Raw genomic sequence first — 26,148 nt, forward strand, 5'->3', positions numbered from 1 at the left:
AGCTTCATGAACCAGGTCAGAAAAGCCGATCCCAACAGCAAGGTCGCCGCGGAAAACCGCAAGGCGCGCTTCAACTATGAGGTGCTCGATACGCTCGAGGCGGGCCTGGTGCTGAGCGGCACCGAGGTCAAGTCGCTGCGCGGCGGTCATGCCAATATCCAGGAATCCTACGCCTCTTTCGAGGGCGGCGAGGTGTGGCTGATCAACTCCTACCTGCCGGAATATCTGCAGGCCAATCGCTTCAATCACGAACCGCGCCGGCGCCGGAAATTGCTGGTCTCGAAACGGGAAATGGCGCGCCTGTCGCAAAGCATCGAGCGTGAGGGCATGACGCTGGTGCCGTTGAAGATCTATTTCAACGACAGGGGCCGGGCGAAGCTTTTGCTGGCGGTCGCACGCGGCAAGAAATTGCACGACAAGCGCCAGACCGAAAAGCAGCGCGACTGGAACCGCGAAAAGGGCCGCCTGCTCAAGGAGCGGGGCTGAGGCAGAGTCCCGCACGCGACCTTCCAGGCGTTGAATCTATTTGCCGAGAAACTCGGCTATATCCTTGAACACGTTGACGAACATCTCTTCGGTCAAGACGCGGGTATTGGTGTTGTAACGCGAGCAGTGGTAGCTGGAAAACAGCGTCACGTGGCCGAGTTGGTGGCGGCCGCGATGCTTGAACGGGTGCGCGGCGACCCGCCCGCCCAGCGCCCGCACCACCGACTGATGCGCGATCGAGCCCAGCGCCAGAACGGCGCTGAGGTTGGAGAAGCGCTCGATGGTCGGGATGAGGAAGGTGCGGCAGGTGGCGATCTCCGGCCCGGTCGGCTTGTTTTGCGGCGGGACGCAGCGCACCGCATTGACGATGGCCGTATCGACAAGTTGCAGGCTGTCGTCGGGCCGGGCTTCGAAGCGCCCGCTGGCCAGGCCGAACCTGAGCAGCGTCGAATAGAGCAGGTCGCCGGCATAGTCGCCGGTAAAGGGGCGGCCGGTACGGTTGGCGCCGCGCAGGCCGGGCGCCAGCCCGACAATGAGCAGGCGCACAGCGTCTTCGCCTTGCGGCGGCAGGAAGGCCGGCACCGGGGCGTTGAACCATGTCGGTTCGCGTTCCCGCCATTCGGCGATGAAATCATGCAGGCGAAGGCATAGCGGGCAGTCGCGGCCCGGCTCCGGCGAAGCAGTCATGATCCCGCCGCCTCAGTAGTCGTCGTCCTCGTCGGGCGCGGCAGGTTCGGGCCGGCGCAGCGGTCGTTCGCTGGGGTCGCGGCCGACCTCGGCCTTCAGCGTCGCGAGGTCGATGAAATGATCGGCCTGACGGCGCAGATCGTCGGAAATCATCGGCGGCTGCGACGCCATTGTGGAGACGATGGAGACCTTGCGGCCGCGCCGCTGCAGCGCCTCGACCAAGGTGCGGAAGTCGCCATCGCCGGAAAAGATGACGTAATGGTCGACCACGTCGGCCAGTTCCAGCGCATCGACGGCGAGTTCGATGTCCATGTTGCCCTTGATCTTGCGGCGGCCGGCGGCGTCGGTGAATTCCTTGGCCGGCTTGGTGACGACCTTGAAGCCGTTGTAGTCGAGCCAGTCGATCAGCGGGCGGATCGAGGAATATTCCTGATCCTCGACCAGGGCCGTGTAGTAATAGGCCCGGAGCAGGTAGCCGCGCTTCTGAAAGCTGGACAACAGCTTGCGGTAGTCGATGTCGAACCCAAGCGAGCGCGACGTGGCGTAAAGATTGGCGCCGTCGATGAAGAGAGCAATCTTCTCCCGGGGGTCGAACATTGGAAATATTCCTTGTCGAAAATAGGCAGTGGTCAAATAATCTGGAACAGGGCATCGCCTCTAACAAAGAAGCGACATATCCTTGCCCGTCCAGATTACGTCATCTTCCGAAATAACGTCAGCTTCGTGGCATTCCAGCCGGCAGGATGGCGAGACAAGCGAATTTGATCGGCCATGGCGGCGGCGGGCGCACATAAGGATGGCGGGCGCGCACCTGCCGGCGCGTCGGGCCAGTGCATCATGCCAATGCATCATGCTTGTATTTTTTCGGTAACCGGGTTATGGACCGCGCCTGTTTTCCATCAAATCCTTCGCATGAAAGGGGCATCCAATGGCCCGCGTGACCGTTGAAGATTGCATTGACAAGGTCGACAACCGCTTCGAACTGGTCCTTCTGGCCGGCCACCGCGCCCGCCAGATCAGCCAGGGCGCGCAGATCACCATTCCGCGCGACAACGACAAGAACCCGGTCGTCGCCTTGCGCGAAATCGCCGACGAGACGCTCTCGCCCGGCGATCTGAAGGAAGATCTGATCCACTCGCTGCAGAAGCATGTCGAGGTCGACGAGCCGGAGGCTCCCGACAGCGACGTCATCGCCGACCAGTCGGGTGCGGCCGTTGCAGCCGATGCCGACGAGCCGGAAGAAAACATCACTTTCGACCGCATGACCGAAGAAGACCTGCTGGCCGGCATCGAAGGACTGGTTCCGCCCGAAAAAAGCGACGATTACTGATCGTCCGGGCGGATTCGGGGCCTTCCGATCCGCAGCGTTCACAGCTATTTATGACATGCGCCGTAACCGTTGCGGCGCATGTTTCATTTTTGCCGTGAAAGAGCCCGCCCATGATGCGTCAGTATGAGCTTGTCGAGCGCGTGCAGCGCTACAAGCCTGACGTCAACGAGGCGCTGCTCAACAAGGCCTATGTCTACGCCATGCAGAAGCACGGCCACCAGAAGCGGGCATCCGGCGATCCCTATTTCTCGCATCCGCTCGAAGTGGCGGCGATCCTGACCGAGATGCACATGGACGAGGCGACGATCGCGGTCGCGCTTCTCCACGACACCATCGAGGACACCACGGCCACCCGTGCCGAGATCGACGAACTGTTCGGCCCCGAAATGGGCAAGCTCGTCGAGGGACTGACCAAGCTGAAAAAGCTCGACCTCGTGTCGAAGAAGGCCGAACAGGCGGAAAACCTGCGCAAGCTTTTGCTTGCGATTTCCGAGGACGTGCGGGTGCTGCTGGTCAAGCTGGCCGACCGGCTGCACAACATGCGCACGCTCCACCACATGCGCGAAGACAAGCGCCTGCGCATCGCCGAAGAGACCATGGAAATCTATGCGCCGCTGGCCGGGCGCATGGGCATGCAGGGCATGCGCGAGGAACTGGAAGAGATCGCCTTTCGCTACATCAATCCCGAAGCCCACCGCATGGTGACGGAGCGGCTGGCCGAGATGTTCGAGCGCAGCAAGGGTGTGCTGAGCGAGATCGAGAAGTCGCTGTCGACCCTGTTCGGCAAATACGCCATCGAAGCCGACGTCACCAGTCGGCAGAAGAAGCCGTGGTCGGTGTTCCGCAAAATGGAAGCCAAGGCGCTGTCGTTCGAGCAGCTTTCCGATATTTTCGGCTTCCGCGTCGTCGTCGATACTGTGGAGGACTGCTACCAGGCGCTTGGCGCCATCCACACCACCTGGTCGATGGTGCCGGGCCGCTTCAAGGATTACATCTCGACGCCGAAGCAGAACGACTACCGCTCGATCCACACCACAATAGTGGGCCCCTCGCGCCAGCGCGTCGAATTGCAGATTCGCACCCACGAGATGAACAAGGTGGCCGAGTACGGCGTTGCCGCCCACTCGGTCTACAAGGACTTTGGTTCGAAGGAGGGGGGCGGCAAGCCGAACGGCGCCGCCCATGCGATCCAGAAAGAAACCAACGCCTATGCGTGGCTGCGCCGCACCATCGAGCAGCTTGCCGAGGGCGACAATCCGGAAGACTTCCTCGAAAACACCAAGCTGGAACTGTTCCAGGACCAGGTGTTCTGCTTCACGCCGAAGGGCATGGTGATCGCCCTGCCGCGCGGCGCGACGCCCATCGACTTTGCCTATGCCGTGCACACCGATGTCGGCGACAGTTGCGTCGGCGCCAAGGTCAACGGCCGCATCATGCCGCTGGTGACCGAACTGAAGAACGGCGACGAGGTCGAAATCATCCGCTCCAAGGCGCAAGTGCCGCCGGCGGCGTGGGAATCGATCGTCGTCACCGGCAAGGCGCGCGCGGCGATCCGCCGTGCCACAAAAAACGCCATCCGCAAGCAGTATTCCGGGCTTGGCATGCGCATTCTGGAGCGCGCCTTCGAGCGCACCGGCAAGAGCTTCACCAAGGACAGCCTGAAATCGGTGCTGCACAGGCTGGCCCGCAAGGACATCGAGGATGTGCTTTCCGCCGTCGGCCGAGGCGAACTGGCCTCCGCCGATGTCATCAAGGCGGTGTTTCCCGACTACAAGGACGAGCGCGTCACGCCTGCGGTTCCCAAACAGCGCGAGGAGGGCTGGTCGCGCATCCGCAATGCCGCCGGCATGCTGTTCCAGATTCCGGGGCGCAGTTCGCGGCGCGGCAAGGGGGAGCCAAAGGACGGTGCGGTGCCGATCCGCGGGGTGAGGGGCGACCTGCCGGTGCATTTCGCGCCGGAAGGAGCCGTTCCCGGCGACCGTATCGTCGGCATCGTGCAGCCCGGCTCCGGCATCACCATCTATCCGATCCAGTCGCCGTCGCTGACGGCCTTCGACGACCAGCCCGAACGCTGGATCGACGTGCGCTGGGACATCGACGAGAACAACAAGGAGCGCTTTCCGGCGCGGGTTTCCGTGACCGCCATCAATGCGCCGGGATCGTTGGCCGATATCGCGCAGGTGGTTGCATCCAACGACGCCAACATCCATACGCTGTCGATGGTGCGAACGGCTCCCGACTTCACCGAAATGCTGATCGACCTCGAAGTATGGGATGTGAAACACCTGAACAGGCTGCTGTCGCAGCTCAAGGAAAACTCGAGCGTGAGCGATGCACGGCGCGTCAATGGCTAGCGGCTGAAGCGAACGTGCATCGGACGGCTGGAACTGGATAGGCAAGGCATGAATACGCAAGAAGTGCTGGACGTTTTTCGCTCCGCGGGAGCCGTGCTGGAAGGGCACTTCATCCTGACGTCAGGCTTGAGAAGCCCGGTTTTCCTGCAGAAAGCCCGCGTCTTCATGCATGCCGACAAGACCGAGCGCCTGTGCAAGGCGCTGGCCGGGAAAATCCGTGCCGGGGTGTCCGGCCGCATCGACTACGTTGTCGGCCCGGCTGTGGGCGGGTTGATCCCGGCCTATGAAACCTCGCGCCACCTCGGCGTGCCGGCGATCTGGGTCGAACGCGAGCAGGGGGTGTTCCGGCTGCGCCGCTTCGAGATCGAAAAGGGCGCGCGCGTCGTCATCGTCGAGGATATCGTCACCACCGGCCTGTCGATCCGCGAGACCATCGAGTGTCTGCGTGGCCTCGGCGCCGAGGTTGCCGCCGCCGCCTGCATCATCGACCGCTCCGCCGGCAAGACCGATGTCGGCGTGCCCCTGATTGCCCTCGCGGAATATGAAGTTCCGGCGTATCCTGCCGACAATCTGCCGCCCGAGCTTGCCGCGATCCCGGCAGTGAAGCCAGGAAGCCGCAACATTTGATGCAATTAAGCCGGGCATAGCTGAATACGATGCTGTTCAAACGCAGGCAAACCGAGAGTTTAGGGCAAAAGCTGCGCCTGTGGCTGTGGCCGCGCCGGTCGATCTCGCGCTCGCTGCGCTATTTCGCCAAGCGAATCCTGAGGCTGAAGGCCACGCCGCATGCCGTTGCTGCCGGCGTTGCAGCCGGCGTGTTCGCGTCGTTTTTTCCGCTCGGCTTGCATTTTGTCATTGCAGCCATGGTCTGCTGGCTGATTGCGGGAAACCTGGTTGCGGCGCTGCTGGGGGCGGCAGTCGGCGGAAACCCGCTGACGGTGCCGATTTTGTGGGGTGCGTCCTGGGAAACCGGCAAGGTCATATTGCATGACAGCGTGGCTTCGCACGGATCGCCGGAGCACTTGAGCGCGATGCTGCATCATATGAGTTTCGCTGAGTTGTGGCGGCCAGTGCTGGAGCCGTTGGCCGTGGGCGCGGTTCCGCTTGGCCTTGTGTGTGGTCTCGTCTTCTATGGGATTACGCGCTGGGCCATGCAGGTGTTCAATGCCGAGCGCAGCAAGCGCCTGACGGCGCGGGCCGGTGGAGGCACCCCGCATTTCGGCGCGGACGGCAACAAGATCGGCTCCGCCCCGCAATGATCATCGGCATCGGCAGCGACCTCATCGACATCCGCCGGGTGGAAAAATCGCTGGAGCGCTATGGCGAGCGATTCATCCAGCGCATCTATACCGAGGCCGAGCAGGCGCGCTCGGAAGGGCGGCGCCAGCGCGCCGCCTCCTATGCCAAGCGCTTCGCCGCCAAGGAAGCCTGCGCCAAGGCGCTGGGCACCGGGCTGGCGCAAGGCGTGTTCTGGCGCGATATGGGCGTCATCAACCTGCCGAGCGGCAAGCCGACCATGGCGCTGACCGGCGGGGCGGCACAGCGGCTGGCGAAAATCCTGCCGCCCGGCCATGAGGCGGCGGTTCACCTCACCATCACCGACGATTTCCCACTGGCTCAAGCCTTCGTGATCATCGAGGCGCTGCCGGCAACGCAAACGCCATAGTGATCTTGTCACACCGCCACCAGCGTTGCCCCCGGCACGTTCAGCCCTTATAGAACCAACGCATGAACGAGGACGACATGAGCGTGGCTGACAAATCCCAGAAGAAATCCGGCGGTCTCGGCGAGACCGTCAGCGTCATCGTTCAGGCCCTGCTTCTGGCGCTGGTCATCCGTACGCTGTTGTTCCAGCCTTTCTCGATTCCCTCGGGTTCGATGCGTCCGACCTTGCTTGAGGGCGACTATCTGTTCGTCACCAAGTGGGCCTATGGCTATTCGCGCTATTCGCTGCCGTTCTCGCCCGACCTGTTTTCCGGCCGCATCTGGGGCGGGGAGCCGGAGCGCGGCGACGTTGCCGTGTTCAAGTTCCCGCCGAACCCGTCGATCGACTACATCAAGCGCGTCATCGGCCTGCCCGGCGACAAGATCCAGATGAAGGGCGGACAGCTGTTCATCAACGATGTTGCCGTGCCGCGCGAGAAGGTCGGCCAGATCGACAATCCCGACATCACCGAAGTTGCGCGCCCGGTCGACGTCTACCGCGAGACGCTGCCGAACGGCGTCAGCTTCGATACGCTCGACCTGACCCCAAGCGGCATCGGCGACGACACGCCGGTGTTCGAGGTGCCCGCCGGCCATTATTTCATGATGGGCGACAACCGCGACAATTCCAGCGACAGCCGCTTCACCGTCGGCTACGTGCCGGCCGAGAATCTGGTTGGCCGCGCCAACATCATCTTCTTCTCGATTGCCGATGGGGCGAGCCCGCTCGAAATCTGGAAGTGGCCGACCGATATGCGTATCGGGCGCCTGTTCAACTTCATCCGCTGAGATGGCGACGACGAAACGGCTGACCGCCGACGCGCTTTCCGAAGCGCTGTACGAGCGGACCGGCCATGCTTTCCGTGACACGCAGCGTCTGCAGCGGGCGCTGACCCATGCCAGCGCGCGCAGCGCTCATGCCGGCATCGACTACGAACGCTTCGAGTTTCTCGGCGACCGCGTACTGGGCCTGGTGGTTGCCGACATGCTGCTGGCGGCGTTTCCCGATGCGGTCGAAGGCGAGCTTTCGCTGCGCCTCAATGCGCTGGTCAACGCCGAGGCGCTGTCCGAGATCGCCGAGCAGATCGGCCTGCCCGGTTTGATCCGCGCCGGCTCCGACGTGCGCAACCTGGCCGAGCGCAAGCGCGTCAATCTGCGTGCCGATGCGCTGGAATCGCTGATTGCCGTGCTCTACCTCGATGGCGGGCTGGAAGCGGCAAGAGCCTTCATCCACCGCTACTGGCTGCCGCGTTCGCAGGCCATGGCGACGGCGCGGCGCGATCCCAAGACGGAACTGCAGGAATGGGCGCATCAGGCAGCCGGCGGCACCCCCGCCTACCATATCGACAGCCGCGAAGGACCGGATCATGATCCGCTGTTCACGGTTTCGGTGACGGTCGGAAAATTCGAGCCGGCGCAAGGCAAGGGACGATCGAAACGCGAGGCCGAGCAGGCTGCGGCGACCGCGCTTCTGGTGCGCGAGGGCGTCTGGTCAACCGAAGGGAGCGCGCTATGAGCGCCAACGCCGATACGCCCCCGCCAAGCGCGGCGCCCGCGACCCGATCCGGATTCGTGGCGCTGCTCGGCGCGCCCAATGCCGGCAAGTCGACGCTGGTCAACCAGCTTGTCGGCACCAAGGTTTCCATCGTCACGCACAAGGTGCAGACGACGCGCGCCCTGGTGCGCGGCATTGCCACCCACGGCACGGCGCAGATCGTGTTCGTCGACACGCCAGGCATCTTCAAGCCGCGCCGCAGGCTGGACACCGCCATGGTCACCACCGCCTGGGGCGGAGCCAAGGATGCCGATGTCATTCTGGTGCTGATCGACGCCGAGCGCGGCATCAAGGGCGATGCCGACGCCATCCTCGAACGGCTGAAGGATGTGCGCCAGCCGATGGTGCTGATCCTCAACAAGGTCGACCGGGTGAAGCCGGAAACGCTTCTGACGCTTGCCCAGACGGCCAACGAGCGCGTTCCCTTCCAGCGCACCTTCATGGTCTCGGCGCTGACCGGTTCCGGCTGCAAGGATCTGCTCGATTATCTGGCCGAGAAACTGCCAGCCGGGCCGTGGTACTATCCCGAAGACCAGATTTCGGACCTGCCCATGCGCCAGCTGGCGGCCGAGATCACGCGCGAGAAGCTTTATCTAAGGCTGCACCAGGAACTGCCTTATTCATCCCATGTCGAGACGGAGAAATGGGAGGAAAAGAAGGACGGTTCGGTGCGCATCGAGCAGGTCATCTATGTCGAGCGCGACAGCCAGAAGAAGATCGTGCTCGGCCACAAGGGCGAGACGATCCGGGCGATCGGGCAGGCGGCTCGCAAGGAAATCGGCGACATCCTCGAACAGAAGGTGCATCTGTTCCTGTTCGTGAAGGTGCGCGAGAACTGGGGCGACGACCCCGAGCGCTACCGCGAGATGGGGCTCGATTTCCCGCGCTAGGTCGCCCCTGAGCCCACAATGCCGTTCCGCCCGGTCCCGTTTTGCGCTATGCTTGGCGGCTTGCTCAGCTCGGGAGGTGCGCGATGACGTACATCAATACCGTGACCGACGGCGATCCTGGTTCCAAGACAGCGCAGATGTTTGCAAGGGCGCAGGCCGGCTACGGCTATCTGCCCAACATGGTGAAGGCGTTCAGCCACCGCCCTGAAGTGATGGAGGCGTGGAACGGCCTTCTTGCCAGCATCAAGTCGGGCATGGACCTGCGTCGCTACGAACTCGTGACCATGGCGGCAGCCAAAGAATTACGCAGTTCCTACTGCATGCTGGCTCATGGCAGCATCCTTTTGAACGGGCATTTCACCGCGCCGGAGCTTCAGGCGGTTGTCGAGGATGTCGATACCTCGCCGCTGAATGAAACCGAGCGCGCCATCATGCGCTTTGCCGCCAAGGTGGTTCGCGACGCCACTTCGGTGAGCGAGCGCGACGTCAACGATTTGCGCCAGCGCGGTATCTCCGACGGCGAGATTTTCGACATCGTCGCCGCCGCCGCCGTGCGTTGCTTCTTCAGCAAGACGCTCGATGCGTTGGGCGCCCAGCCGGATGGCGTCTACCACGAGATCGAGCCGCACCTGAAACGGGCGCTGGTGGTGGGCCGCGATATCGATGCCGGCTGCGACCTGTCGCGTTCGGCCTAAAAACTCAGGTCAGGGCGGCCTGCAAATGGCGGCTCACCCTGACCTGAATCTCGACCCACCTTGGCCAGAGGCACGAACCGGCCGGCGGCTGGCGCTTGATTTCGCCGCCGAAGCCGTCAAAGTTCGCACGATGGAATGGCGTGACGAGGGAATCATACTGGGGCAGCGCAGGCATGGCGAAACCAGCGTCATCCTCGAAGTGATGACGCGCGCCCATGGCCGCCATCTCGGTCTGGTGCGCGGTGGCCGTTCGCGCAAGCAGCAACCCGTGCTGCAAGCCGGCAACCGCGTCGACCTGATCTGGCGCGCGCGCCTCGACGAGCATCTTGGCACCTACCAGGCCGAAGCGCTGGACATGAACGCGGCAAGGCTGATGGACAGTGCGGTCGCGGTCTATGGCTTCCAGGTCCTTGCCGCGCATCTGCGCCTTTTGCCTGAACGCGACGCTCATGCCAGCCTCTACGAAACGCTGATGGTGATGATCGAGCATCTCGACGACGCTGATGCAGCCGGTGAACTGGTGGCGCGTTTCGAGCTTCTGGTGCTGGACAGTCTGGGCTTTGGCCTCGACCTCAGCCAATGTGCGGCGACCGGCGCACGCGACGACCTCGCCTATGTTTCCCCGAAATCGGGTCGGGCGGTGTCGCGCGCGGCAGGCGAACCATGGCACGACAAGATGCTGGCGCTGCCGGCCTTCCTGGAGCGCGGCGCCGGGCGCCGGGCTGACCCGGCGGCGCTTGAGGATGCATTCAAGCTGACCGGCTATTTCCTGACCCGCCATGTCTACGAACCGCGCGGCATCGAGCAGCCGGACGCCCGCATCGGCTTCCTGATGGCGCTGCGCAAGCATTTCGCTGCCCGGCATGTAGTGGGAGAGACAGCCGCGTGAGCGAAGTAGAACTCTATCCGGGGCGGGTGTCGTTGCTTGGCGTCGGCACCATCCCGCATGAGGACGTGCTGCGCTTCACCGGGCTGGAACTGCTGCAGCGCGTCGTCGACAACAAATATCCGGCGCCGCCGATGGCGCATCTGCTCAGCTTCGCCCTGACCGATGTTTCGGCGGGGCGTGCGGTTTTCCGAGGCCTGCCCGGCGAAAACCATCTCAATCCGCTGGGCGGGGTGCATGGCGGCTGGGCGGCCACCCTTCTCGATTCGGCGCTGGGTTGCGCCGTGCAAACCCTGCTGGAGAAGGGCGAGGCCTATACCACCGCCGAATTCAAGGTAAACCTGATACGGCCGATCACACCGAGGACGGGCGAAGTGGTTTGTGAGGGGAAGGTCATCCACAGAGGCAGGACGCTCGCCGTTTCCGAAGCAACGCTTAAGGATGGCAACGGTAAATTATTGGCGTTCGGCACCGAAACATGCTCGATTTTTCCGGTGGCGAATCTGGCGGCGCGGTAGAAGGCCCGTTTCAAGTGTGCGGTTTGCGGAACGGAAGCCTGCAAGCTGACGGTGTGAGGATTGCATGTTCGAGATCGGCATCATCGCGATCATCGTGCTGTTCGTCGTAACGACGCGGCAGCAGAAGCGCATCAAGCGCATCGAAAGCGATCTTGCCGCGGTGAGGGAAGCTCTGGCCGGCCACGCGCCGGTGGCCGCTGCGGCGGAATCGATGGCCGTGGCGAAAGAACTTCCGAAGGGTGCCGACCTGCCTGAAGGCGCGGTTGCGCAGGCTGCGGCAGTCGAAAACGCAACCGGAGGCGACAAGGCTTCCGAGCCGCCAACCCTTGAAGAGGACAAGGCAGAGCCAGCCGTTGGGCCATGGAATTGGCGCGCCCGCACTCCTGACGAACAGGCGCAGGAGACCGCCCCGAGCGCCGCTTCCGCGCCGGCGGCGCGTCGAGACATCGAAACCGCGCTCGGCACGCGCTGGGCGGTGTGGGTCGGCGGTATCGCATTGGCGCTCGGTGGCCTGTTTCTTGTGCGCTACACCATCGAGTCCGGTATTTTCGGTCCTGGCGTGCGGCTGACTATGGCTTCGATCCTCGGCCTGGTGATGGTTGCAGGCGGCGAGTTCATCCGTCGAACCGGCTTCAAGGTGCCGGTGCAGGGCGCTGCCGGTGCTTATATTCCGGCGATCCTGACGGCGGCCGGGGCCTTCACCCTGTTCGGCGCGGTCTATGCCGCGCACGGCGTCCATGGTTTCATCGGACCCGGCCTTGCATTCGGCTTGCTGGGCATCATCGGCATCGCGACCATTGCGGCGGCTCTTGTCCATGGCCAGGCGCTGGCCGGCATCGGCCTGCTCGGCGCACTGGCGACGCCGATGCTGGTGTCTTCGCAGTCGCCCAATGCATGGGCGCTGTTCGGCTATCTGGCGATCCTGCTTGCAGCGACCGGCGCCATTGCGCGTATCCGGCGCTGGGCCTTCCTGATGGTCGCCGCCTTTGTCGGCACCGGGCTTTGGACCTTGCTCTATATGAGCCAAACGCCCCAACTCGACTTTGCCGTGCTGCTGTTCATCAGCGCGGTGACGCTGGCCGTCCTGGTGTTCCTGTGGCTGACGGGCGATGACAATGAAAAGGGCACCCCCGTCGCGCCGGCACTCTTCCTCGGCCTTTCGGCACTGGCTTTGTTCAATGCTGGCGATCTTGTCGCGCAAGGTGGGCCCGCCTGGGCAGCGGTCATTCTCGTCGCCATGGTTGCGGCAGCGCTCTACAGGCCGCGCGCGGTGGCCCTGCTGTACGGCGCTGGCGTCGTCACGGCACTGGCGTACATGTTCCTGATGCCGCTCCAGTCGCTCTGGCTCGACTTGTCGGCGGGCGCTCTTTCCGTCGATGGCATGACGGCTGTGGCCGCGAGCGGCCTGATGCCCCGCTTCGGCATCCTGCTCGGCATTGTCTTCATCGGCACGGGCTTCTGGTCGGCGCGCCGGCTGGTGGCTTCGAGCCCGGTCAGCGCCGCGTCATGGGCGTTCTGGGGTGTGGCCGCGCCGCTCGTCATTGTCCTTTCCACCTGGGTGGCGTTCGGCAATATCGACCGGGATTTCATCCGCGCGCTGATTGCTTTGGCCCTGCTGATCGGCTTCGTCGCCGGCGCGGAGTGGATTGCGCGCGCCGAACAGCCGCCGCTGGCGGGAGGCCTTGCGGTCTCTTTCGCGCTCATCGGCGCAGGCGTTGCGGCGCTCTTGATGATCCACATGGCTTTCGGGTCCGGCATGACGACGGTGCTGCTAGGCGCTGCGGCAATCGTTCCGGCACATGCTACCCGTTGGCGCACCTATCCGGTGCTGGGCTGGCTGTCGGCTGGCGCTGCGGTCGCTGTTCTGGCGCGCATCGGCTTCGATCCGACGATTGTCGGCGCGGAGTTCCTGTCGCGCACGTCGGTGTTCAACTGGCTGTTGCCTGGTTACGGCGTTCCTGCGCTCGCCTTCGGCTTTGCCGCCTGGCAACTGGCCCGCACGACCAATGGGCGGCCGCGCCTGATCATGGAGGCGATGGCGGCACTGTTTGCCCTGCTGACATTGGCGATGCTGGTGCGCCACGCCATGCATAGCGGCGTCATCGACGCGGGCGTGCCGACGCTTGCCGAGCAGGCGATCTACACGCTGATCGCTCTTGGTGCGGGGGCCATATTGGTGGCGCTGGACATGCGCTCGCCAAGTTCGGTCCTGCGCTATGGTTCCATGGCTGCCGGCGTGGTGTCGGTGCTGTTCATCCTCGGGCAACACTTTGTCGTGTTGAACCCGCTGTTCACCGACGAGGCGACCGGGCGCATTCCGGTGTTCAACCTTTTGTTTCTTGCCTATCTGCTGCCTGCGATAGCGGCCGGCGCGCTGGCGCTCTATGCGCGCGACAAGCGCCCCCACTGGTATTCGGCGATGCTGGCTGTGGTGGCAGCGTTGCTCCTGTTCGCCTATGCGACGCTGTCGGTGCGACGGCTGTTCAAGGGCGAGTTCATTGCGCTGTGGAGCGGCATGGAACAACTGGAAACCTACAGCTATTCAGCACTTTGGCTGGCCATGGGCGTCGCCTTGCTTGCCGGCGGGGTGTGGTTGCGTTCGCAGGTGTTGCGCATCGCCTCAGCCGCGCTGATTGCCGTCGCCGTGCTGAAGGTGTTCCTGTTCGATATGTCGGAACTGGAAGGCGTGCTCAGGGCGTTGTCGTTCATCGGACTGGGCGCGGTGCTGATCGGCATCGGCCTGTTCTACCAGCGGCTCCTGACCAGGGCTGCCAGGGCCAACTGAGACGTTGCGCGTGGCGCAAACCTTGCATTTCGGAGGCGTTGGAATAAATCGGGCCTCCTGCACGTTTCAGTAGTGCTTGGGTGATCGAGGCGCTGGCATGCGTCGCTGGCCGCTTTCATGGGATACGGAGCCGCAATTGCGCGGCGCGCGGAGAGGAGCAGGTTTCGGCAAGCGGCTATGGATGGCAAGAAGGCAGCGATTCTTGGCGAAATCCCGCGTTTGCGCCGCTACGCGCGTGCCTTGCTGCGCGACCGCGACGCTGCCGACGATCTGGTGCAGGACTGCCTGGAACGCGCGCTGACCCGGCTCGACAACTGGCAGACCGGAGAAAGCCCCCGGAGGTGGCTGTTTACGATTATGCATCATCTCTTCATCGACCAGATGCGCAAGGTGGATCGTCGCGGCGAAGCAGCTATGCTGTCGCTCGATACCGACGAGGCGCTGTCGGCGCCCGCCGAGCAACTGGAAACGATCGCCTCACGCGAGATCGTCAACGCGCTGCATGCCATCAGCCCGGAACGGCGCGCGGCGCTGGTGATGGTCGCCATCGAGGGCTTTTCCTACGCCGAGGCTGCGAACATTCTGGGCGTTCCGGCAGGCACATTGATGTCGCGCATCTCGCGCGGCCGCGAGGAGTTGAGGGGTCTGCTGGAAGATAGCGCCCGTCGCCGCACTTTGAGGGTTGTCGAGAAATGACCCGGCGCGATTTTTCCGAACGTGACATCCATCTGGCGCTCGACAACGAGCTGCCGGGCGACGAACGCGCCGGCTACGAGGCGTGGCTGGAGGCCAGCCCCGAGATGAAGGCGCGGAGCGCCCGCTACGTTAGCGACAACCGGGCGCTGCGCGCTGCCTTTGCCGATGTGCTGGACGAGCCGGTGCCTGCACGCTTGCACAATGTGGTCATCGGTGAGGCCGCCAGGCCAACCTCGGCATCCCGCTCGAAGTGGTGGCTTGCCGCCGCCGCCGTGCTGCTGCTCGGCCTTGGCGGGATGGGCGGCTATTTCGCCGGCGCAATCGGGTTGGGTCTGGAAGATGGCCCGGCTGGCCGATTGGCGGAAGAAGCGATCGCCGCTCATGTCATCTATGCCGCCGAAAAGCGCCACGCCGTCGAAGTGCCGGCCAGCGACAGGGATCATATGCAGACCTGGCTGTCCAACCGGGTCGGGTTGAAGCTGGTCGCGCCGGACCTGACCGATGACGGCTTCGAACTGGTCGGCGGCCGGTTGCTGCCGGCGGCAGGTTCCAGCAAGGCGGCGATGCTGCTCTACGAGGACGCAGGCGGCAACCGCGTCTCGCTGTTCGTCACCTCGGAATCGGCGCCCAAGACAGCAGGTGTCTACAATGAAGACGAGGGCGGCCCGACCGCCGTCTACTGGCTGGACAGGGGCTACGGCTGCGCCGTTGTCGGCTCGCTGCCGGACGGCCGGTTGAACGAGGTCGCCAAGCGCGCCTACAAGCAACTGGTCTCCGGCATCTGGTCTTGACCTGACGGCATTCGTGCCGTTTCCTGAGCCACAATTCGGCCCAAATCGAGGAGCGCATAAATGGTCCGCCGCTGTTTCGCGGCGAGTCTGTTCCGACAAGGGTTCCCCACCGCAGATCGAGGTTTCCCAACTCGCATGCCTGCCGAAATCCGCACGGCCCGCGCGTCTGACGTCGATGCCCTCGCGGCAATCGAGAGCGCCGTTTTCGCAGGCGATCGCATCTCGCGCCGCTCGTTCCGCAAGCTGATCGAGCGCGAAACGGCGGAAACCCTGATTGCAGAAATCGACGGCCGCGTGGCCGGCTATACCATCGTGCTGTTTCGCAAGGGCAGTGGCGTGGCACGACTTTATTCGCTGGCGACGGGACCGGATTTTTCCGGCAGGGGCATTGGCCGCGCATTGCTGGATGCCGCAGAAAACACCGCCTTCGAACATGGCCGCATGCTGCTGCGGCTGGAGGTGCGCGAGGACAACCAGCGCGCCATCGCGATTTATGAAAAGGCAAGCTTTCGCCGTATCGGCCGCGAAGCCGATTACTACGAGGACGGTGCGCCGGCGCTGCGCTTCGAGAAGACCTTGCGTGGCGGCACGCAGGTAGCGACGGCGGTGCCGTTCTACGAGCAGACCTGCGATTTCACCTGCGGCCCATGCTGCCTGATGATGGCGATGGCGCATTTCGACCGCGGCTTCGTGCCGGACCCGGTGATGGAAATCCGGTTGTGGCGCGAGGCGACCACCGTGTTCATGATGTCGGGGCCGGGCGGCTGCGAGCCGTTCGGCCTTGCGGTCGCGGCACATGAAGGCGGGCTTGCGGCCGAAATCCTGGTGTCCTTCCATGGTGCGCTGTTTTTGCAGTCGGTGCGCAGCGAGGAGAAGCGCCGTGTGATGGAACTGGCGCAGGTCGATTTTCGCCGCCGTGCCGACAGCTACGGCATTCCCGCAAATTACCGCGCCTTCACCATCGACGATATCCGCGCCGCGATCGCCCGCGGCGAACTGGTGCTGGTGCTGATCAGCGGCTTCCTGATGTTCGGCAAGAAGGTGCCGCATTGGGTTCTGGCCATCGGCGACGACGGTGACCATATCCTCATCCACGACCCATGGGTCGAGGACGAGAGGGAGGAGACCCAGTCGGATGCGGCCAACATTCCCGTGCCCTACGCGATCTTCATGACCATGGCGCAATTCGGCCGCGACGGACTGCGCGCGGCCATCATGCTTGGAAAGCGCGGCGCACGATGAGCTGGGTCATCCTGACTGGGCGGCAATCCGACCTCACCCAGGCGGCGACGCCGCACAAGATCATCACCAATCGCGACTACCTGGCCCATCCGGCGCTGTTTCGCGGCCAGCGCCCCAAGGTCATCAACCTGTCGAACAATTACGGCTACCAGAGCCGGGGTTACTACGCCTCGCTGCTGGCCAGTTCACGCGGCCACCGGGTCATCCCGACCGTCGAGACGATGATCGATCTGTCGGAGCGCAAGCTTTATGAAAATGCGCTGCCGGAACTGGAACTGGCGCTGAACAAGTGCCGCAAGGACCTCGGGGCTTTTCCGGCCAAGGTCTGCGTCTTCTTCGGCGTCGGCCCGTCGAAGGCCTGGGACCGTTTCGCAAGGCTCCTGTTCGACTGGTTCCGGGCGCCGGCGCTGGAAGTCTCGATCAAGGACGTATCGGGATGGGCCTCGATCCGCAAGATCGGTTTTCACCCGCTCGCCCGCATGAGCGGCGAGGAACTGGCACGCTTCACCGAATGCCTGGAAATCTACACCGGGCGCGAGTGGCGCGAGACCAAGACGCGAACGCCGGCCCGCTACACCTTCGCCACGCTGGTCGATCCCAACGAGGAATTGCCGCCGTCGGAAATTTCGTCGTTGCGCCATTGGGCGCGGATCGCCGAGAAGATGGGTGTCGAAGTTGAGCCCATCACCAGGAGGGACCTGGCGCGGCTTGCCAACTACGACGCGCTGTTCATCCGTGAGACGACGGCCATCTCCAACCACACCTACCGTTTTGCCCGCAGGGCGCAGCAGGAAGGCATGCCGGTGATCGACGATCCACTGTCGATGATCCGCTGCACCAACAAGGTCTATCTCAACGAACTGATGGCGGCCAACAAGGTGCCGGTGCCGCCGACAGTGATGATCGCCGGCATCTCCGATCTTCAGCTTGCAGCCGATGCGCTGGGTTTCCCGCTGGTGCTGAAGATCCCTGACTCCTCGTTCTCGCGCGGCGTCAAGAAATGCTCCAACGTGGCGGAGCTGAAGGCGCTGGCCACCGAATGGCTCGAGGATTCCGACCTGCTGATCGCCCAGAAATTCATTCCGACCGAGTTCGACTGGCGGGTCGGCGTGCTCGGCGGGCAGCCCTTGTTTGCCATCCACTATCTGATGGCCAGGAAGCACTGGCAGATCGTCAATCACAAGGCCAACGGCAGGCCCGATCAAGGCGGCATCAAGACCTTCACCTTGAAGAACGCCCCGGCGCACGTGGTGGAAACGGCGGTAAAGGCGGCAAGCTGTATCGGCGACGGCCTTTATGGTGTCGATCTCAAGGAGACCAGGGACGGTATTTTCGTCATCGAGGTCAACGACAACCCCAATCTCGATCACGGCTGCGAAGACACCGGCGAGAAGGAGGAAGTCTGGGTCCGGTTGACCCAATGGTTCCTCGACCGGTTGGAAAAGCAGCGGCGGTGAGAAGGATGGAAGCTGTGCCTTTGCGCCATCAACGTCGCCGGGAGGCTTGAGCGGTGGCCCTGGATCTTTATGCGCATCCGTTCTCGTCATACTGCCAGAAGGCGCTGATCGCGCTTTACGAGAACGACATCCCCTTCGACTACATCATGCTTTCTCCGGAAAATCCGAGCGCGCTCGAAGAGCTTGAAACGCGCTGGCCGATGAAACGCTTTCCCATGCTGATCGATCAGGGCCGCTCGGTGCATGAGGCGACCATCATCATCGAATACCTGCATGCGCTCTATCCGGGGCCAGCTCGGTTGATCCCCAACGATCCGAAACAGGCGGTCGAGGTGCGCTTCATGGACCGCTTCTTCGACAACTACGTCTCGACGCCGCAGCAGAAGGTAGTCTTCGATGCTTTGTGCAAGCCGGAAGAGCGCGACCCCAAGGGCGTGAGCAATGCGCGCGAGATGCTCGAAAAGGCCTATGGCTGGCTGGACAAGCATATGGCGGGCCGCGAATGGGCGGCGGGTATTGGCTTCAGCATGGCCGACTGCGCGGCGGCCCCTTCGCTGTTTTACGCCGACTGGACGCACCAGATCGCCGATGAGTTCGAGAATGTGCGCGCCTATCGCACACGCCTCAACCAGCGCCCGTCTTTTGCGCGCGCCATCGACGAGGCGAGACCCTATCGTCCGTTCTTTCCGCTTGGCGCGCCCGACCGCGATTGAAGAGGCCGGTCACGACCTGTTGGCGTGTAATGCCTCCAGCGCGGCGAAGCGTTTCAGGAAGGCATTCTGCGCCCAGGTGACCGTACGCGGTGTCACGTCGAAGCTGTCGGCGCTGATGCCGCGCGGTCGACCGAAGAACTGGGTGGCTTCCGCAACCGAAAACCCGGCGAGCTGCGTCGCTTCGAAATAGGCGGCGACCTGATCGGCGCGCTTGATGTCTTTGCGCAAGCCAACGCCAAGTTCCGCCGGCAAGGAAAAGCGCAGGTGAATGGCGCGCTGGAGGCGAAGCTCGCACTCTTTGTAGCCACCGCCGACCACCGATTTGAACGGCGAGATCATGTCGCCGATGACGTATTCGGGCGCATCGTGCAGCAGGGCCGCAAGTCGCGCCTCCGGGCTTGCTGCCGTTACCAGCCTGGAAAAGATCGCCTCGACCAGAAGCGAATGCTGGGCGACGGAAAAAGCGTGTTCGCCGCTGGTCTGGCCGTTCCAGCGGGCGACGCGGGCCAGCCCATGGGCGATGTCGGAAATCTCGATATCGAGCGGCGAGGGGTCGAGCAGATTGAGCCGCCGCCCCGACAGCATGCGCTGCCACGCGCGCGGCGGTGCGCCGATGCGATCGGCCATCAGGCATTCTCCGAGGCGTCGGTAGCGTCCTGCGGGAAGGTGAAAGTGGCCCATTCGGGGATTGAAAGCCGTACCGGCACGGCGTCGGCCAAAATGATTTCGCCGGTATCCAGCGCAGCCTTGACCCGGTCGATGCGGGCGATGGCCAGGCCCGCCCCGCCGGAGGTGGAGCCGAGCGTTCCGACCGAGCGCGCGTTGACGGTGAGGTCGGTGCCTGCCGCCGGCAGCGGCTCGTCCGCGGAAACGATCAGCACGCGCCGCCTTGCCGTGCCGCGGTGCTGCATGCGCGACACCACTTCCTGGCCGACATAACAGCCCTTCCTGAAGCCGACGCCGCCCGTCTGGTCGAGCAGCACGTCATGTGGAAAGGCGTCACCGAGTTGGTAGTCGAGGCCGCTTTCGGCAATTCCGTTGGCGATGCGCAAGCGATGCCAACCGGCAAGGTCGCCTTGCCCGGCAACAGGGCCATAGCTGCGCGTTACGGACCGGCCGGGAAAGCGCGTGTCGATGACCGAGGCTGAATCCGGGTGTGAGGCGCTTGAATCATCTTGCCACCGAACCGCGACAAGCGGCTGATCCTGCTGGGTGATTTCGGCCTTGGCGCGCAGCTTGTAGAGCATCAGCCGGCGCTGGAAGTCGCCGGCTATGTCGGCGCGGCACTCGATCCGGAAGGTATCGGCGCCAGCGCGCGAGATCAGGAAATCGAACAGGATCTTGCCTTGCGGCGTCAAAAGTGCGCCCGGCTTTGCCTCGCCCGGTTTGAGCGTTTCGAGATCGACCGTCAGGATATTTTGCAGGAAGTGCTCGGCCTCGGGGCCGGACACAAGAATGAGCGCGCGATCTTCAAGCAGGGTGAAGGGCATGGGTGACAGGAAACCTGATCTTGCAAACGATGCGCCTTACGTAGTCCGCCGCCCGTGCCCCCGCAAGCGCCTCCCGATGACGAAAGGCGAACCTGCACAAGCCTCCTGACGGCGATACCGGTGTGTCAGTCGCCGGCGACGAAGAAGGCCCACTTGCCTTCGGGCGTGATGCCGACGCGATAGAAGATGTAGGTGCCGAATTGCTTCATGTCGTCATAGTCGCCGGCGGTGACGATCTTGAACAGTTCGACCCTTTGCCGGGCGTCCAGCTTGTCGAGCGGCAGGGCAAAGAAATACGGCCAGACATAGAGTTCCTGCGGCGTGCCGGCGTCGAGATGGACATAGCCGGCGGAGAGCACCTCTTCCATGATGGCCAGGATTTCCTGGCCCTCGGTGTCGCCCGACAGGCTCTTGAGGAACTCGATCGGCTCTCCTTCGATATCGGTCAGCGACAGTTGCGTGGCGTCGTCGCCCATCCCGATCAGGGGTTTCAGTTTCTGGATGTCGCCGCTCTTGCAGGCTTCCACGATGAGATCGCGCATGCGGCGAACCGGTTCCGGCAGGCGGTCGAGATCGTAGACGACCTCGGGCAGCGGTTCGTCGGGATCGATATGCGGCCGGGCGATGCTGCCGTCTTCCGGGGGAGATTCGGGATCGACCTGCGCCGGGGGTTCGCTGTCTTCGGGCGAAGCAGGCTGATCGGTCGAAGGCTTCGGCGTCTCGATCGGATCCGGCATCGGCACGGCGTTGGGTGATTCTGCATCATTTGCCGGCGGCGCAACGGGCGAAGGCAGTTCCTCGCGCTTGATCTCGCTCAGCGCTGCTGCCGGAAGGACGGCCGCAAACAGGGCAGGTGGGGTGGTGGCGCAAGCCGCCAGCAGCAAAAGGCCGAGCCGAATGCCGCTCCGCCCGCCTGAATATGGAAAATTCAACGCCCGCATCTCCTTCACGACGGCATGATGCCCCAAGGCACAAGGTGCGTCAAAATCTGATTGGGATAATGCCGTTAAAGCGCACTGAATCTTTCAGATTCGCCGGCGGCGCTTCAAGTATTTGATTTTATGCATGTCGTTGACCCGAAACCGGTTCCCCTCTCGGGCGACATGCATCAGTGGCGTAGGCGCTCGGGCTCGAAAGCGCCCCCGATCACCTTTTCGCGCACGCGGTCAAGCAGGGCGAGCGCGGCTGTTTCGCCACTGGTGCGAAGCATCTCGCCAAAGGCGGTCTCAAGTGCGGCTTCGGCGATGATTTCCGGCTCGATGCCGGCCGAAAGGCCTTCGGCCCAGGCTTCGTTGTGGCTTTCGACAGCGGTCAGGCGCTTTTCTTCCCGGACCAATGCGTCGATATCGCTGAGGCTGTGTTCCATATGCAACTACCACCCTTTTCAAGCATCGGTCCTTCAAATGCGGATCAAACTTGAGGCGTCCCTTTAATGTCCCATTAAGACTCTAGCACGCCGGCCGGAATTTGTACGTGCGCCTTTTGTCGGAAAAGTTAACAGCCTGTTAATTGCCGTACCGCGATGCGATGTCGCGGGTCAACGCTTCACCTTCCTTCATATAGCGATTGATCGCTTCAGTGGCGGAAGGGGTACATCTTTTGTAGGATTCGCTAAATGAGCGGTAGCCGCGGTTGAAGGAAGCGATGAAGCGGGCGCGCCGCTCCGAATCGGGATTTTCCGATTCGAGCAGCTTTTCCATTTGCCCACGCCAGTCATCGCCCTTCTCGCCGCACAAATTGCGCAGGAAATGCAGCGAGCCGAGCACTTCGGCAAGCCGGATCAGGCCAGCCTCGAACGGCGCCTCGACGGCGAACGCCGGCCGCGCCGGAAGGGCAGCGGAAACGGCGAGGGCCAGGGCCAGAATAAGCGAAGTGCGGCGCATCAGTCCTTGTGACCGGGTAACTTGTCCGTCGCAAGGCCAATCAGGGGGTCGAAGCCTGCTTCTCCACCGCCTGGAGCGAGCAATCTTTCCGCAATGGTAAACACCGAATCGGCCAGCGGCAGCGCCGCCATATCGGCAAGCGTATAGAACGCCGCCGTAGCCGCGTCGTCGCTGGCGACCGCATCGCCGCCGACATAGTCCGCGCCGAACACGGTCAACCGGTAGTCGAGCGGGTGGTTGTCGCGGGCGCCTTCGATGAAAATGGTTTCCAGCGGCCGCAAGCGCGCGCCGCCAAGCGTGGTTTCCTCCATGAGTTCGCGCCGCGCCGCTTCTTCCAGCGTTTCGCCGGCCTCGACCTTGCCGCCGGGAAATGCGTATAGGCCTTGCGAGGGCGGCAGCGCGCGCTTCACCAGAAGCACGCGGTCGTTGCGCACCAGCGCGACCGAAACGGCGGGGATTTCAGGCAAGGGGTTTTCTTCCACTGATCGAGTCCGGCGCCAATTGTGGATGGGCTTTGCCAAACAGCTTTAGCGGTTGCGCCGCGCTTGTTCCATCGCCACGTTGAACCTTGAACACGCAAACCGAGGATAGGCTCATGTGCGGGCGCTTTGCCCTGACCGCGACAGCCGACCAGACGGCGGCCTTTGCAGGGGTCGGCGAGGTCGAGGAGTTTCCTGCGCGCTACAACATTGCGCCGACGCAGCCGATCATGATGGTGCTGGCCGGCCCGCCGCAGCCACCGGGTTCCAATTTTCCCGACCGGCAGGCGATGCTGGTGCGCTGGGGACTGATCCCGTCATGGGTCAAGGACACGCGTGCTTTCCCGCTCTTGTTCAACGCGCGCTCGGAGGAGGCCGCCACCAAGGCTTCGTTCCGCACCGCCATGCGCCATCGCCGTGCGCTGGTGCCGGCTTCCGGCTTTTATGAGTGGCAACAGAAGGGCGGGCGAAAGGGGCAAGCCTACTGGGTGCGGCCGAGGCGCGGCGGTCTGATCGCGTTTGCCGGGCTGGTGGAGACCTATGCCGAGCCGGGCGGTTCCGAGATGGACACCGGCACCATTTTGACGACCCGGGCCAATGCCGGCATTGCGCACATCCATGAGCGAATGCCGGTGGTGATCGAAGAACAGGACTTCGCCCGCTGGCTGGATTGCCGCAGCCAGGAGCCGCGCCACATTGCCGACCTGTTGAGACCGGCCGAACCGGACTTCTTCGAGGCGATTCCGGTGTCCGGCCTCGTCAACAAGGTCGCCAACACCGGCCCGGAAATACAGGAAAGAGATACGGGCGAGGTTTCAGCCCGGTCCGAGAACCAAAAGCGCCGGAAACCCGGCGCCGATGACGATCAGATGACGTTGTTTTGACAGGCGCGGCCAAAGCCCAAGGTTAGCCCGCGCCGGTCGGGCGCGGAATCGGCAAGGATTGGCAAGACGTCTGGTTCTGGTTCCTCAGCGGCGATGCGAGCCGCTGCCCGGATCGTCACGCAACGCGCGGCGAAAGGAACTTCTGCACGGGCTTCTTTTTCTTGGTGGCGTGGAGCAGCGCGGCGACAATGGCTGCGGAGCCGATGGCGCGGTATTGATTGGCCAATACTGGTTGCTTGGGTCGTTTTGCTTCCGGTTTTCGAGACATTTTTCTACCCTCGGGTTGTTTTCACTTGCGGTCACTGGTCATGGCGGCCAATTCGGACCAAATCGTGACGCCTGACGCAATAGCCGCGCTTGGGAGATCGAAGCTGTACTTACATGTTTAATAAAACCTTTAACGGTTGGTTGTCTGGCGGCAAACCGACGTTTTCGCCCAATTTTGCGGCTTGACGGCAACAGGAGGCAAAGCGATAAAGCCCTCCATGGAAACGTCTTTTGCCATTTGTGGCATTTCGATTATCGGCTAGCTTCGCGCTGGCCCGGACGTTTTCGCCTCATCTTTCTTCCAGAGTGGACAAACGAACCGGCCAGCCAGGCTGATCGTTATGGGTTTTTTGAGCCGGCCTGCGCCGGAAAGGGGATGAATGTCTAAAGCAATTCCAGGAAAAGTGGCCGGCGGTTTTCCGTCCGGAATTGCGGGGAAACCGGATTCCAAGGGTTTGCGCCTCTACAACACGCTGACCCGGGCGAAGGAGGATTTTGTCCCCATCGATCCCGACAATGTGCGCATGTATGTCTGCGGACCGACCGTTTACGACTTCGCCCATATCGGCAACGCGCGCCCGGTCATCGTGTTCGACGTGCTCTACCGCTTGTTGCGCCATCTCTACGGCGAGACCCACGTCACCTATGTGCGCAACATCACCGACGTGGACGACAAGATCAACGCGCGCGCGTTGCGCGATTTCGGCGCCGACATCGCCTCCGGCAAGCTGCCGCTCAACGAGGCGATCCGCCGCGTGACCGAAAAGACCGCCGATCAGTTCCACAAGGATGTGGCGTCGCTCGGCTGCCTGCCGCCGACCTTCGAGCCGCGCGCCACCGAATTCGTCCAGCCGAGGCCGGACGGCAAGACCGACATGATCGGCTTGATTCAGGCTCTCATCGAACGCGGCCATGCCTATGAAGCGGAAGGCGAAGTCCTGTTCGACACCGCGTCGATGCCGGACTACGGGCAATTGTCGAAACGCCCGCTGGACGAGCAGCAGGCAGGCGTGCGCATCGCCGTCGATGCGCACAAGAAGAACCCTGGCGACTTCGTCCTGTGGAAGCTGTCTTCGCCGGAGGAACCCGGCTGGGAATCGCCATGGGGCAGAGGCCGGCCGGGCTGGCACATCGAGTGCTCGGCGATGTCGTCGGCCTATCTTGGTGAGGTCTTCGACATCCATGGCGGCGGACTCGACCTGATCTTCCCGCACCACGAGAACGAGATCGCCCAGTCGCGCTGCGCCCACGGCACCCATGCGATGGCCAATGTGTGGATGCACAACGGCTTCCTGCAGGTCGAAGGCCAGAAGATGTCGAAGAGCCTCGGCAACTTCTATTCGATCAACGAACTCTTGGAGACGGAAACCTTCGGCGGCCGTAAGTGGCCGGGCGAGGTGCTGAGACTCGCCATGCTGATGACGCACTATCGCGAGCCGATCGATTTCAGCGTCAGAAGATTGGAGGAGGCCGAAGCCCTCCGCGAGAAATGGCGTACCTATCTAAATTCCAGCGGTGTTAACTTCGCTGAAGAAAATCGCATTGCTATCGAGAGCCATGTAGGCGTTGTGGATAGCGCCGTGGCGGCGCTGTTTGATGATCTGAATTTTTCGCTGTTTAGATCGAGTATCGATGAAGCGCTACGCGATGTGTCAACAAATCCGGCTGATGTTTATGCAACGCTCAGGGGCTTTGGACTTCTGAATTTCGACGAAGTAAAGCAGTTCGGCTCAGCCAAGGAAGCTGCCCAAGATCTGGTCAGGCAGTCTACCGAGGACGCCATTGCCCGCCGTCTCACTTTCATCGCCGAAAAGAACTGGGCCGAGGCCGACCGCATCCGCGACGAGCTTTTGGCCCAAGGGGTTCAGTTGAAGGACGGCAAGGACCCGGCAACGGGCGAGCGCATCACGACATGGGAGGTGAAGAGATGATCGACCATACTGGAATTCCGGTGGCAGATTTCGAGGCATCGAAGAGATTCTATGATGCCGCGCTGGCGCCTCTTGGCGCATCGCTGGTGATGATGGTGCCGGAGGAATTTACCGGCGGTGCCAAGGTGGGCGGATACGGCTACGACAGGCCGCAATTCTGGCTGCATGAGAGCAAGGAGCGCGGACCGGGCCGGCACTATGCGTTTACCGCCGACAAACGCGCGGAGGTGGATGCTTTTTATGAGGCGGCGATGGATGCGGGCGGTCGCGACAACGGCAAGCCCGGCCTGCGCGCGCATTATCATCCCAATTACTACGGCGCCTTCGTGCTCGATCCCGACGGCAACAATATCGAAGCTGTCTGCCACGGCGTGGAGTGAGGAAATGGGCCTGCGATCAGGCACTTGGAGGCTTTTGCTGAATCG

29 protein-coding genes are annotated in these 26,148 nt (G+C 63.0%); 21 read left to right on the forward strand and 8 right to left on the reverse strand.

Annotated elements, in window-relative coordinates:
• The first annotated feature begins 6 nt into the window (after positions 1 to 6).
• Positions 7 to 486 (forward strand): SsrA-binding protein SmpB, encoded by a 480-nt coding sequence (gene smpB / locus ASD64_RS10640; protein ID WP_056104733.1) that lies wholly within the window; start codon positions 7 to 9, stop codon positions 484 to 486.
• Between the two features lie 36 nt (positions 487 to 522).
• Here the strand turns inward: smpB and ASD64_RS10645 are convergent, their stop codons facing one another.
• Together ASD64_RS10645 and ASD64_RS10650 are read right to left on the reverse strand one after the other, a co-directional pair.
• Positions 523 to 1,173 carry a uracil-DNA glycosylase gene (locus ASD64_RS10645; protein ID WP_056104735.1) on the reverse strand — a complete coding sequence of 217 codons (651 nt, stop codon included), beginning with the start codon at positions 1,171 to 1,173 and terminating at the stop codon, positions 523 to 525.
• 12 nt (positions 1,174 to 1,185) lie between these two features.
• Entirely contained in the window at positions 1,186 to 1,770 is a 585-nt protein-coding gene (locus ASD64_RS10650; RefSeq protein WP_056104737.1) for an NYN domain-containing protein, read from the reverse strand.
• A gap of 331 nt (positions 1,771 to 2,101) precedes the next feature.
• On the opposite strand from ASD64_RS10650, the gene rpoZ reads away from it, so the two are divergent.
• From rpoZ to ASD64_RS10735, 17 genes are all read left to right on the forward strand, one after another.
• Positions 2,102 to 2,503 carry a DNA-directed RNA polymerase subunit omega gene (gene rpoZ / locus ASD64_RS10655; RefSeq protein WP_056104739.1) on the forward strand — a complete coding sequence of 134 codons (402 nt, stop codon included), beginning with the start codon at positions 2,102 to 2,104 and terminating at the stop codon, positions 2,501 to 2,503.
• 110 nt (positions 2,504 to 2,613) lie between these two features.
• Positions 2,614 to 4,857, forward strand: a complete 2,244-nt coding sequence (locus ASD64_RS10660) for a RelA/SpoT family protein (protein WP_056104741.1) — start codon at positions 2,614 to 2,616, stop codon at positions 4,855 to 4,857.
• Positions 4,858 to 4,905: 48 nt separating this feature from the next.
• Complete coding sequence (gene pyrE / locus ASD64_RS10665) at positions 4,906 to 5,484, forward strand: orotate phosphoribosyltransferase (protein ID WP_056104743.1); 579 nt, start codon at positions 4,906 to 4,908, stop codon at positions 5,482 to 5,484.
• 29 nt (positions 5,485 to 5,513) lie between these two features.
• Complete coding sequence (locus ASD64_RS10670) at positions 5,514 to 6,116, forward strand: DUF2062 domain-containing protein (RefSeq protein ID WP_056104744.1); 603 nt, start codon at positions 5,514 to 5,516, stop codon at positions 6,114 to 6,116.
• Entirely contained in the window at positions 6,113 to 6,523 is a 411-nt protein-coding gene (acpS, locus tag ASD64_RS10675) for a holo-ACP synthase (protein WP_056104746.1), read from the forward strand. The genes ASD64_RS10670 and acpS overlap by 4 nt, the downstream gene beginning before the upstream one ends.
• Positions 6,524 to 6,600: 77 nt before the next feature.
• Positions 6,601 to 7,350 carry a signal peptidase I gene (gene lepB, locus ASD64_RS10680; RefSeq protein ID WP_056105071.1) on the forward strand — a complete coding sequence of 250 codons (750 nt, stop codon included), beginning with the start codon at positions 6,601 to 6,603 and terminating at the stop codon, positions 7,348 to 7,350.
• A 1-nt stretch (position 7,351) separates the two neighbouring features.
• Positions 7,352 to 8,077, forward strand: a complete 726-nt coding sequence (gene rnc, locus ASD64_RS10685; RefSeq protein ID WP_056104748.1) for a ribonuclease III — start codon at positions 7,352 to 7,354, stop codon at positions 8,075 to 8,077.
• A complete protein-coding gene (gene era / locus ASD64_RS10690; protein ID WP_056104749.1) occupies positions 8,074 to 9,006 on the forward strand; it encodes a GTPase Era in 933 nt (310 codons plus the stop codon). The genes rnc and era overlap by 4 nt, the downstream gene beginning before the upstream one ends.
• Before the next feature lie 83 nt (positions 9,007 to 9,089).
• Positions 9,090 to 9,701: a carboxymuconolactone decarboxylase family protein gene (locus ASD64_RS10695; RefSeq protein ID WP_056104751.1), complete on the forward strand. Its 612-nt coding sequence runs from the start codon at positions 9,090 to 9,092 to the stop codon at positions 9,699 to 9,701.
• A gap of 130 nt (positions 9,702 to 9,831) precedes the next feature.
• Entirely contained in the window at positions 9,832 to 10,590 is a 759-nt protein-coding gene (recO, locus tag ASD64_RS10700; RefSeq protein ID WP_056105072.1) for a DNA repair protein RecO, read from the forward strand.
• On the forward strand, positions 10,587 to 11,105 hold the full coding sequence (locus tag ASD64_RS10705; protein WP_056104754.1) for a PaaI family thioesterase: 519 nt from the start codon (positions 10,587 to 10,589) through the stop codon (positions 11,103 to 11,105). The genes recO and ASD64_RS10705 overlap by 4 nt, the downstream gene beginning before the upstream one ends.
• Positions 11,106 to 11,169: 64 nt before the next feature.
• Complete coding sequence (locus ASD64_RS10710) at positions 11,170 to 13,890, forward strand: DUF2339 domain-containing protein (protein WP_056104756.1); 2,721 nt, start codon at positions 11,170 to 11,172, stop codon at positions 13,888 to 13,890.
• Between the two features lie 177 nt (positions 13,891 to 14,067).
• Positions 14,068 to 14,586: an RNA polymerase sigma factor gene (locus tag ASD64_RS10715; protein WP_056104758.1), complete on the forward strand. Its 519-nt coding sequence runs from the start codon at positions 14,068 to 14,070 to the stop codon at positions 14,584 to 14,586.
• Positions 14,583 to 15,377, forward strand: coding sequence for an anti-sigma factor family protein (locus tag ASD64_RS10720; protein ID WP_056104760.1), 795 nt, complete (start codon positions 14,583 to 14,585; stop codon positions 15,375 to 15,377). The genes ASD64_RS10715 and ASD64_RS10720 overlap by 4 nt, the downstream gene beginning before the upstream one ends.
• Positions 15,378 to 15,512: 135 nt before the next feature.
• Positions 15,513 to 16,619 (forward strand): peptidase C39 family protein, encoded by a 1,107-nt coding sequence (locus ASD64_RS10725; RefSeq protein WP_056104762.1) that lies wholly within the window; start codon positions 15,513 to 15,515, stop codon positions 16,617 to 16,619.
• The gene (locus ASD64_RS10730) at positions 16,616 to 18,076 is read left to right on the forward strand and encodes a RimK family protein (protein WP_056104764.1); all 1,461 of its coding nucleotides are present in this window, start codon (positions 16,616 to 16,618) and stop codon (positions 18,074 to 18,076) included. Before ASD64_RS10725 ends, ASD64_RS10730 begins: the two co-directional genes overlap by 4 nt.
• Positions 18,077 to 18,129: 53 nt before the next feature.
• The gene (locus tag ASD64_RS10735; protein ID WP_056104767.1) at positions 18,130 to 18,789 is read left to right on the forward strand and encodes a glutathione S-transferase family protein; all 660 of its coding nucleotides are present in this window, start codon (positions 18,130 to 18,132) and stop codon (positions 18,787 to 18,789) included.
• Between the two features lie 9 nt (positions 18,790 to 18,798).
• Here the strand turns inward: ASD64_RS10735 and ASD64_RS10740 are convergent, their stop codons facing one another.
• The 6 genes from ASD64_RS10740 to ASD64_RS10765 form a co-directional block, all read right to left on the reverse strand.
• Positions 18,799 to 19,419, reverse strand: a complete 621-nt coding sequence (locus ASD64_RS10740) for an HD family hydrolase (RefSeq protein ID WP_056105074.1) — start codon at positions 19,417 to 19,419, stop codon at positions 18,799 to 18,801.
• Positions 19,416 to 20,279 (reverse strand): YgfZ/GcvT domain-containing protein, encoded by an 864-nt coding sequence (locus tag ASD64_RS10745; RefSeq protein ID WP_056104768.1) that lies wholly within the window; start codon positions 20,277 to 20,279, stop codon positions 19,416 to 19,418. The genes ASD64_RS10740 and ASD64_RS10745 overlap by 4 nt, the downstream gene beginning before the upstream one ends.
• Positions 20,280 to 20,404: 125 nt before the next feature.
• Entirely contained in the window at positions 20,405 to 21,211 is an 807-nt protein-coding gene (locus tag ASD64_RS10750) for a hypothetical protein (protein WP_056105076.1), read from the reverse strand.
• Positions 21,212 to 21,387: 176 nt separating this feature from the next.
• Complete coding sequence (locus ASD64_RS10755; protein ID WP_056104770.1) at positions 21,388 to 21,645, reverse strand: hypothetical protein; 258 nt, start codon at positions 21,643 to 21,645, stop codon at positions 21,388 to 21,390.
• A 139-nt stretch (positions 21,646 to 21,784) separates the two neighbouring features.
• Positions 21,785 to 22,162: a TIGR02301 family protein gene (locus tag ASD64_RS10760; protein ID WP_056104773.1), complete on the reverse strand. Its 378-nt coding sequence runs from the start codon at positions 22,160 to 22,162 to the stop codon at positions 21,785 to 21,787.
• Positions 22,162 to 22,629 (reverse strand): NUDIX hydrolase, encoded by a 468-nt coding sequence (locus tag ASD64_RS10765; RefSeq protein WP_156460096.1) that lies wholly within the window; start codon positions 22,627 to 22,629, stop codon positions 22,162 to 22,164. The genes ASD64_RS10760 and ASD64_RS10765 overlap by 1 nt, the downstream gene beginning before the upstream one ends.
• 128 nt (positions 22,630 to 22,757) lie before the next feature.
• Between ASD64_RS10765 and ASD64_RS10770 the strand changes: the two genes are divergently transcribed.
• The 3 genes from ASD64_RS10770 to ASD64_RS10780 all read left to right on the forward strand — a co-directional run bounded on the left by ASD64_RS10770 (position 22,758) and on the right by ASD64_RS10780 (position 26,103).
• Entirely contained in the window at positions 22,758 to 23,525 is a 768-nt protein-coding gene (locus ASD64_RS10770) for an SOS response-associated peptidase (RefSeq protein WP_056104776.1), read from the forward strand.
• A gap of 647 nt (positions 23,526 to 24,172) precedes the next feature.
• Positions 24,173 to 25,723, forward strand: a complete 1,551-nt coding sequence (gene cysS / locus ASD64_RS10775) for a cysteine--tRNA ligase (RefSeq protein WP_082549940.1) — start codon at positions 24,173 to 24,175, stop codon at positions 25,721 to 25,723.
• Complete coding sequence (locus tag ASD64_RS10780) at positions 25,720 to 26,103, forward strand: VOC family protein (RefSeq protein WP_056104778.1); 384 nt, start codon at positions 25,720 to 25,722, stop codon at positions 26,101 to 26,103. The genes cysS and ASD64_RS10780 overlap by 4 nt, the downstream gene beginning before the upstream one ends.
• The last annotated feature ends 45 nt before the right edge of the window (positions 26,104 to 26,148 follow it).

It is taken from the genome of Mesorhizobium sp. Root157 (assembly GCF_001427385.1).
Classification (GTDB): domain Bacteria; phylum Pseudomonadota; class Alphaproteobacteria; order Rhizobiales; family Rhizobiaceae; genus Mesorhizobium.

Bases quoted from the DNA above. Each gene is read 5' to 3' on its own strand.
- smpB (WP_056104733.1), top strand. From the start codon at position 7: ATGAACCAGGTCAGAAAAGCCGATCCCAACAGCAAGGTCGCCGCGGAA.
- ASD64_RS10645 (WP_056104735.1), bottom strand. From the start codon at position 1,173: ATGACTGCTTCGCCGGAGCCGGGCCGCGACTGCCCGCTATGCCTTCGC.
- ASD64_RS10650 (WP_056104737.1), bottom strand. From the start codon at position 1,770: ATGTTCGACCCCCGGGAGAAGATTGCTCTCTTCATCGACGGCGCCAAT.
- rpoZ (WP_056104739.1), top strand. From the start codon at position 2,102: ATGGCCCGCGTGACCGTTGAAGATTGCATTGACAAGGTCGACAACCGC.
- ASD64_RS10660 (WP_056104741.1), top strand. From the start codon at position 2,614: ATGATGCGTCAGTATGAGCTTGTCGAGCGCGTGCAGCGCTACAAGCCT.
- pyrE (WP_056104743.1), top strand. From the start codon at position 4,906: ATGAATACGCAAGAAGTGCTGGACGTTTTTCGCTCCGCGGGAGCCGTG.
- ASD64_RS10670 (WP_056104744.1), top strand. From the start codon at position 5,514: ATGCTGTTCAAACGCAGGCAAACCGAGAGTTTAGGGCAAAAGCTGCGC.
- acpS (WP_056104746.1), top strand. From the start codon at position 6,113: ATGATCATCGGCATCGGCAGCGACCTCATCGACATCCGCCGGGTGGAA.
- lepB (WP_056105071.1), top strand. From the start codon at position 6,601: ATGAGCGTGGCTGACAAATCCCAGAAGAAATCCGGCGGTCTCGGCGAG.
- rnc (WP_056104748.1), top strand. From the start codon at position 7,352: ATGGCGACGACGAAACGGCTGACCGCCGACGCGCTTTCCGAAGCGCTG.
- era (WP_056104749.1), top strand. From the start codon at position 8,074: ATGAGCGCCAACGCCGATACGCCCCCGCCAAGCGCGGCGCCCGCGACC.
- ASD64_RS10695 (WP_056104751.1), top strand. From the start codon at position 9,090: ATGACGTACATCAATACCGTGACCGACGGCGATCCTGGTTCCAAGACA.
- recO (WP_056105072.1), top strand. From the start codon at position 9,832: ATGGAATGGCGTGACGAGGGAATCATACTGGGGCAGCGCAGGCATGGC.
- ASD64_RS10710 (WP_056104756.1), top strand. From the start codon at position 11,170: ATGTTCGAGATCGGCATCATCGCGATCATCGTGCTGTTCGTCGTAACG.
- ASD64_RS10715 (WP_056104758.1), top strand. From the start codon at position 14,068: ATGGATGGCAAGAAGGCAGCGATTCTTGGCGAAATCCCGCGTTTGCGC.
- ASD64_RS10720 (WP_056104760.1), top strand. From the start codon at position 14,583: ATGACCCGGCGCGATTTTTCCGAACGTGACATCCATCTGGCGCTCGAC.
- ASD64_RS10725 (WP_056104762.1), top strand. From the start codon at position 15,513: ATGCCTGCCGAAATCCGCACGGCCCGCGCGTCTGACGTCGATGCCCTC.
- ASD64_RS10730 (WP_056104764.1), top strand. From the start codon at position 16,616: ATGAGCTGGGTCATCCTGACTGGGCGGCAATCCGACCTCACCCAGGCG.
- ASD64_RS10745 (WP_056104768.1), bottom strand. From the start codon at position 20,279: ATGCCCTTCACCCTGCTTGAAGATCGCGCGCTCATTCTTGTGTCCGGC.
- ASD64_RS10755 (WP_056104770.1), bottom strand. From the start codon at position 21,645: ATGGAACACAGCCTCAGCGATATCGACGCATTGGTCCGGGAAGAAAAG.
- ASD64_RS10760 (WP_056104773.1), bottom strand. From the start codon at position 22,162: ATGCGCCGCACTTCGCTTATTCTGGCCCTGGCCCTCGCCGTTTCCGCT.
- ASD64_RS10770 (WP_056104776.1), top strand. From the start codon at position 22,758: ATGTGCGGGCGCTTTGCCCTGACCGCGACAGCCGACCAGACGGCGGCC.
- cysS (WP_082549940.1), top strand. From the start codon at position 24,173: ATGTCTAAAGCAATTCCAGGAAAAGTGGCCGGCGGTTTTCCGTCCGGA.
- ASD64_RS10780 (WP_056104778.1), top strand. From the start codon at position 25,720: ATGATCGACCATACTGGAATTCCGGTGGCAGATTTCGAGGCATCGAAG.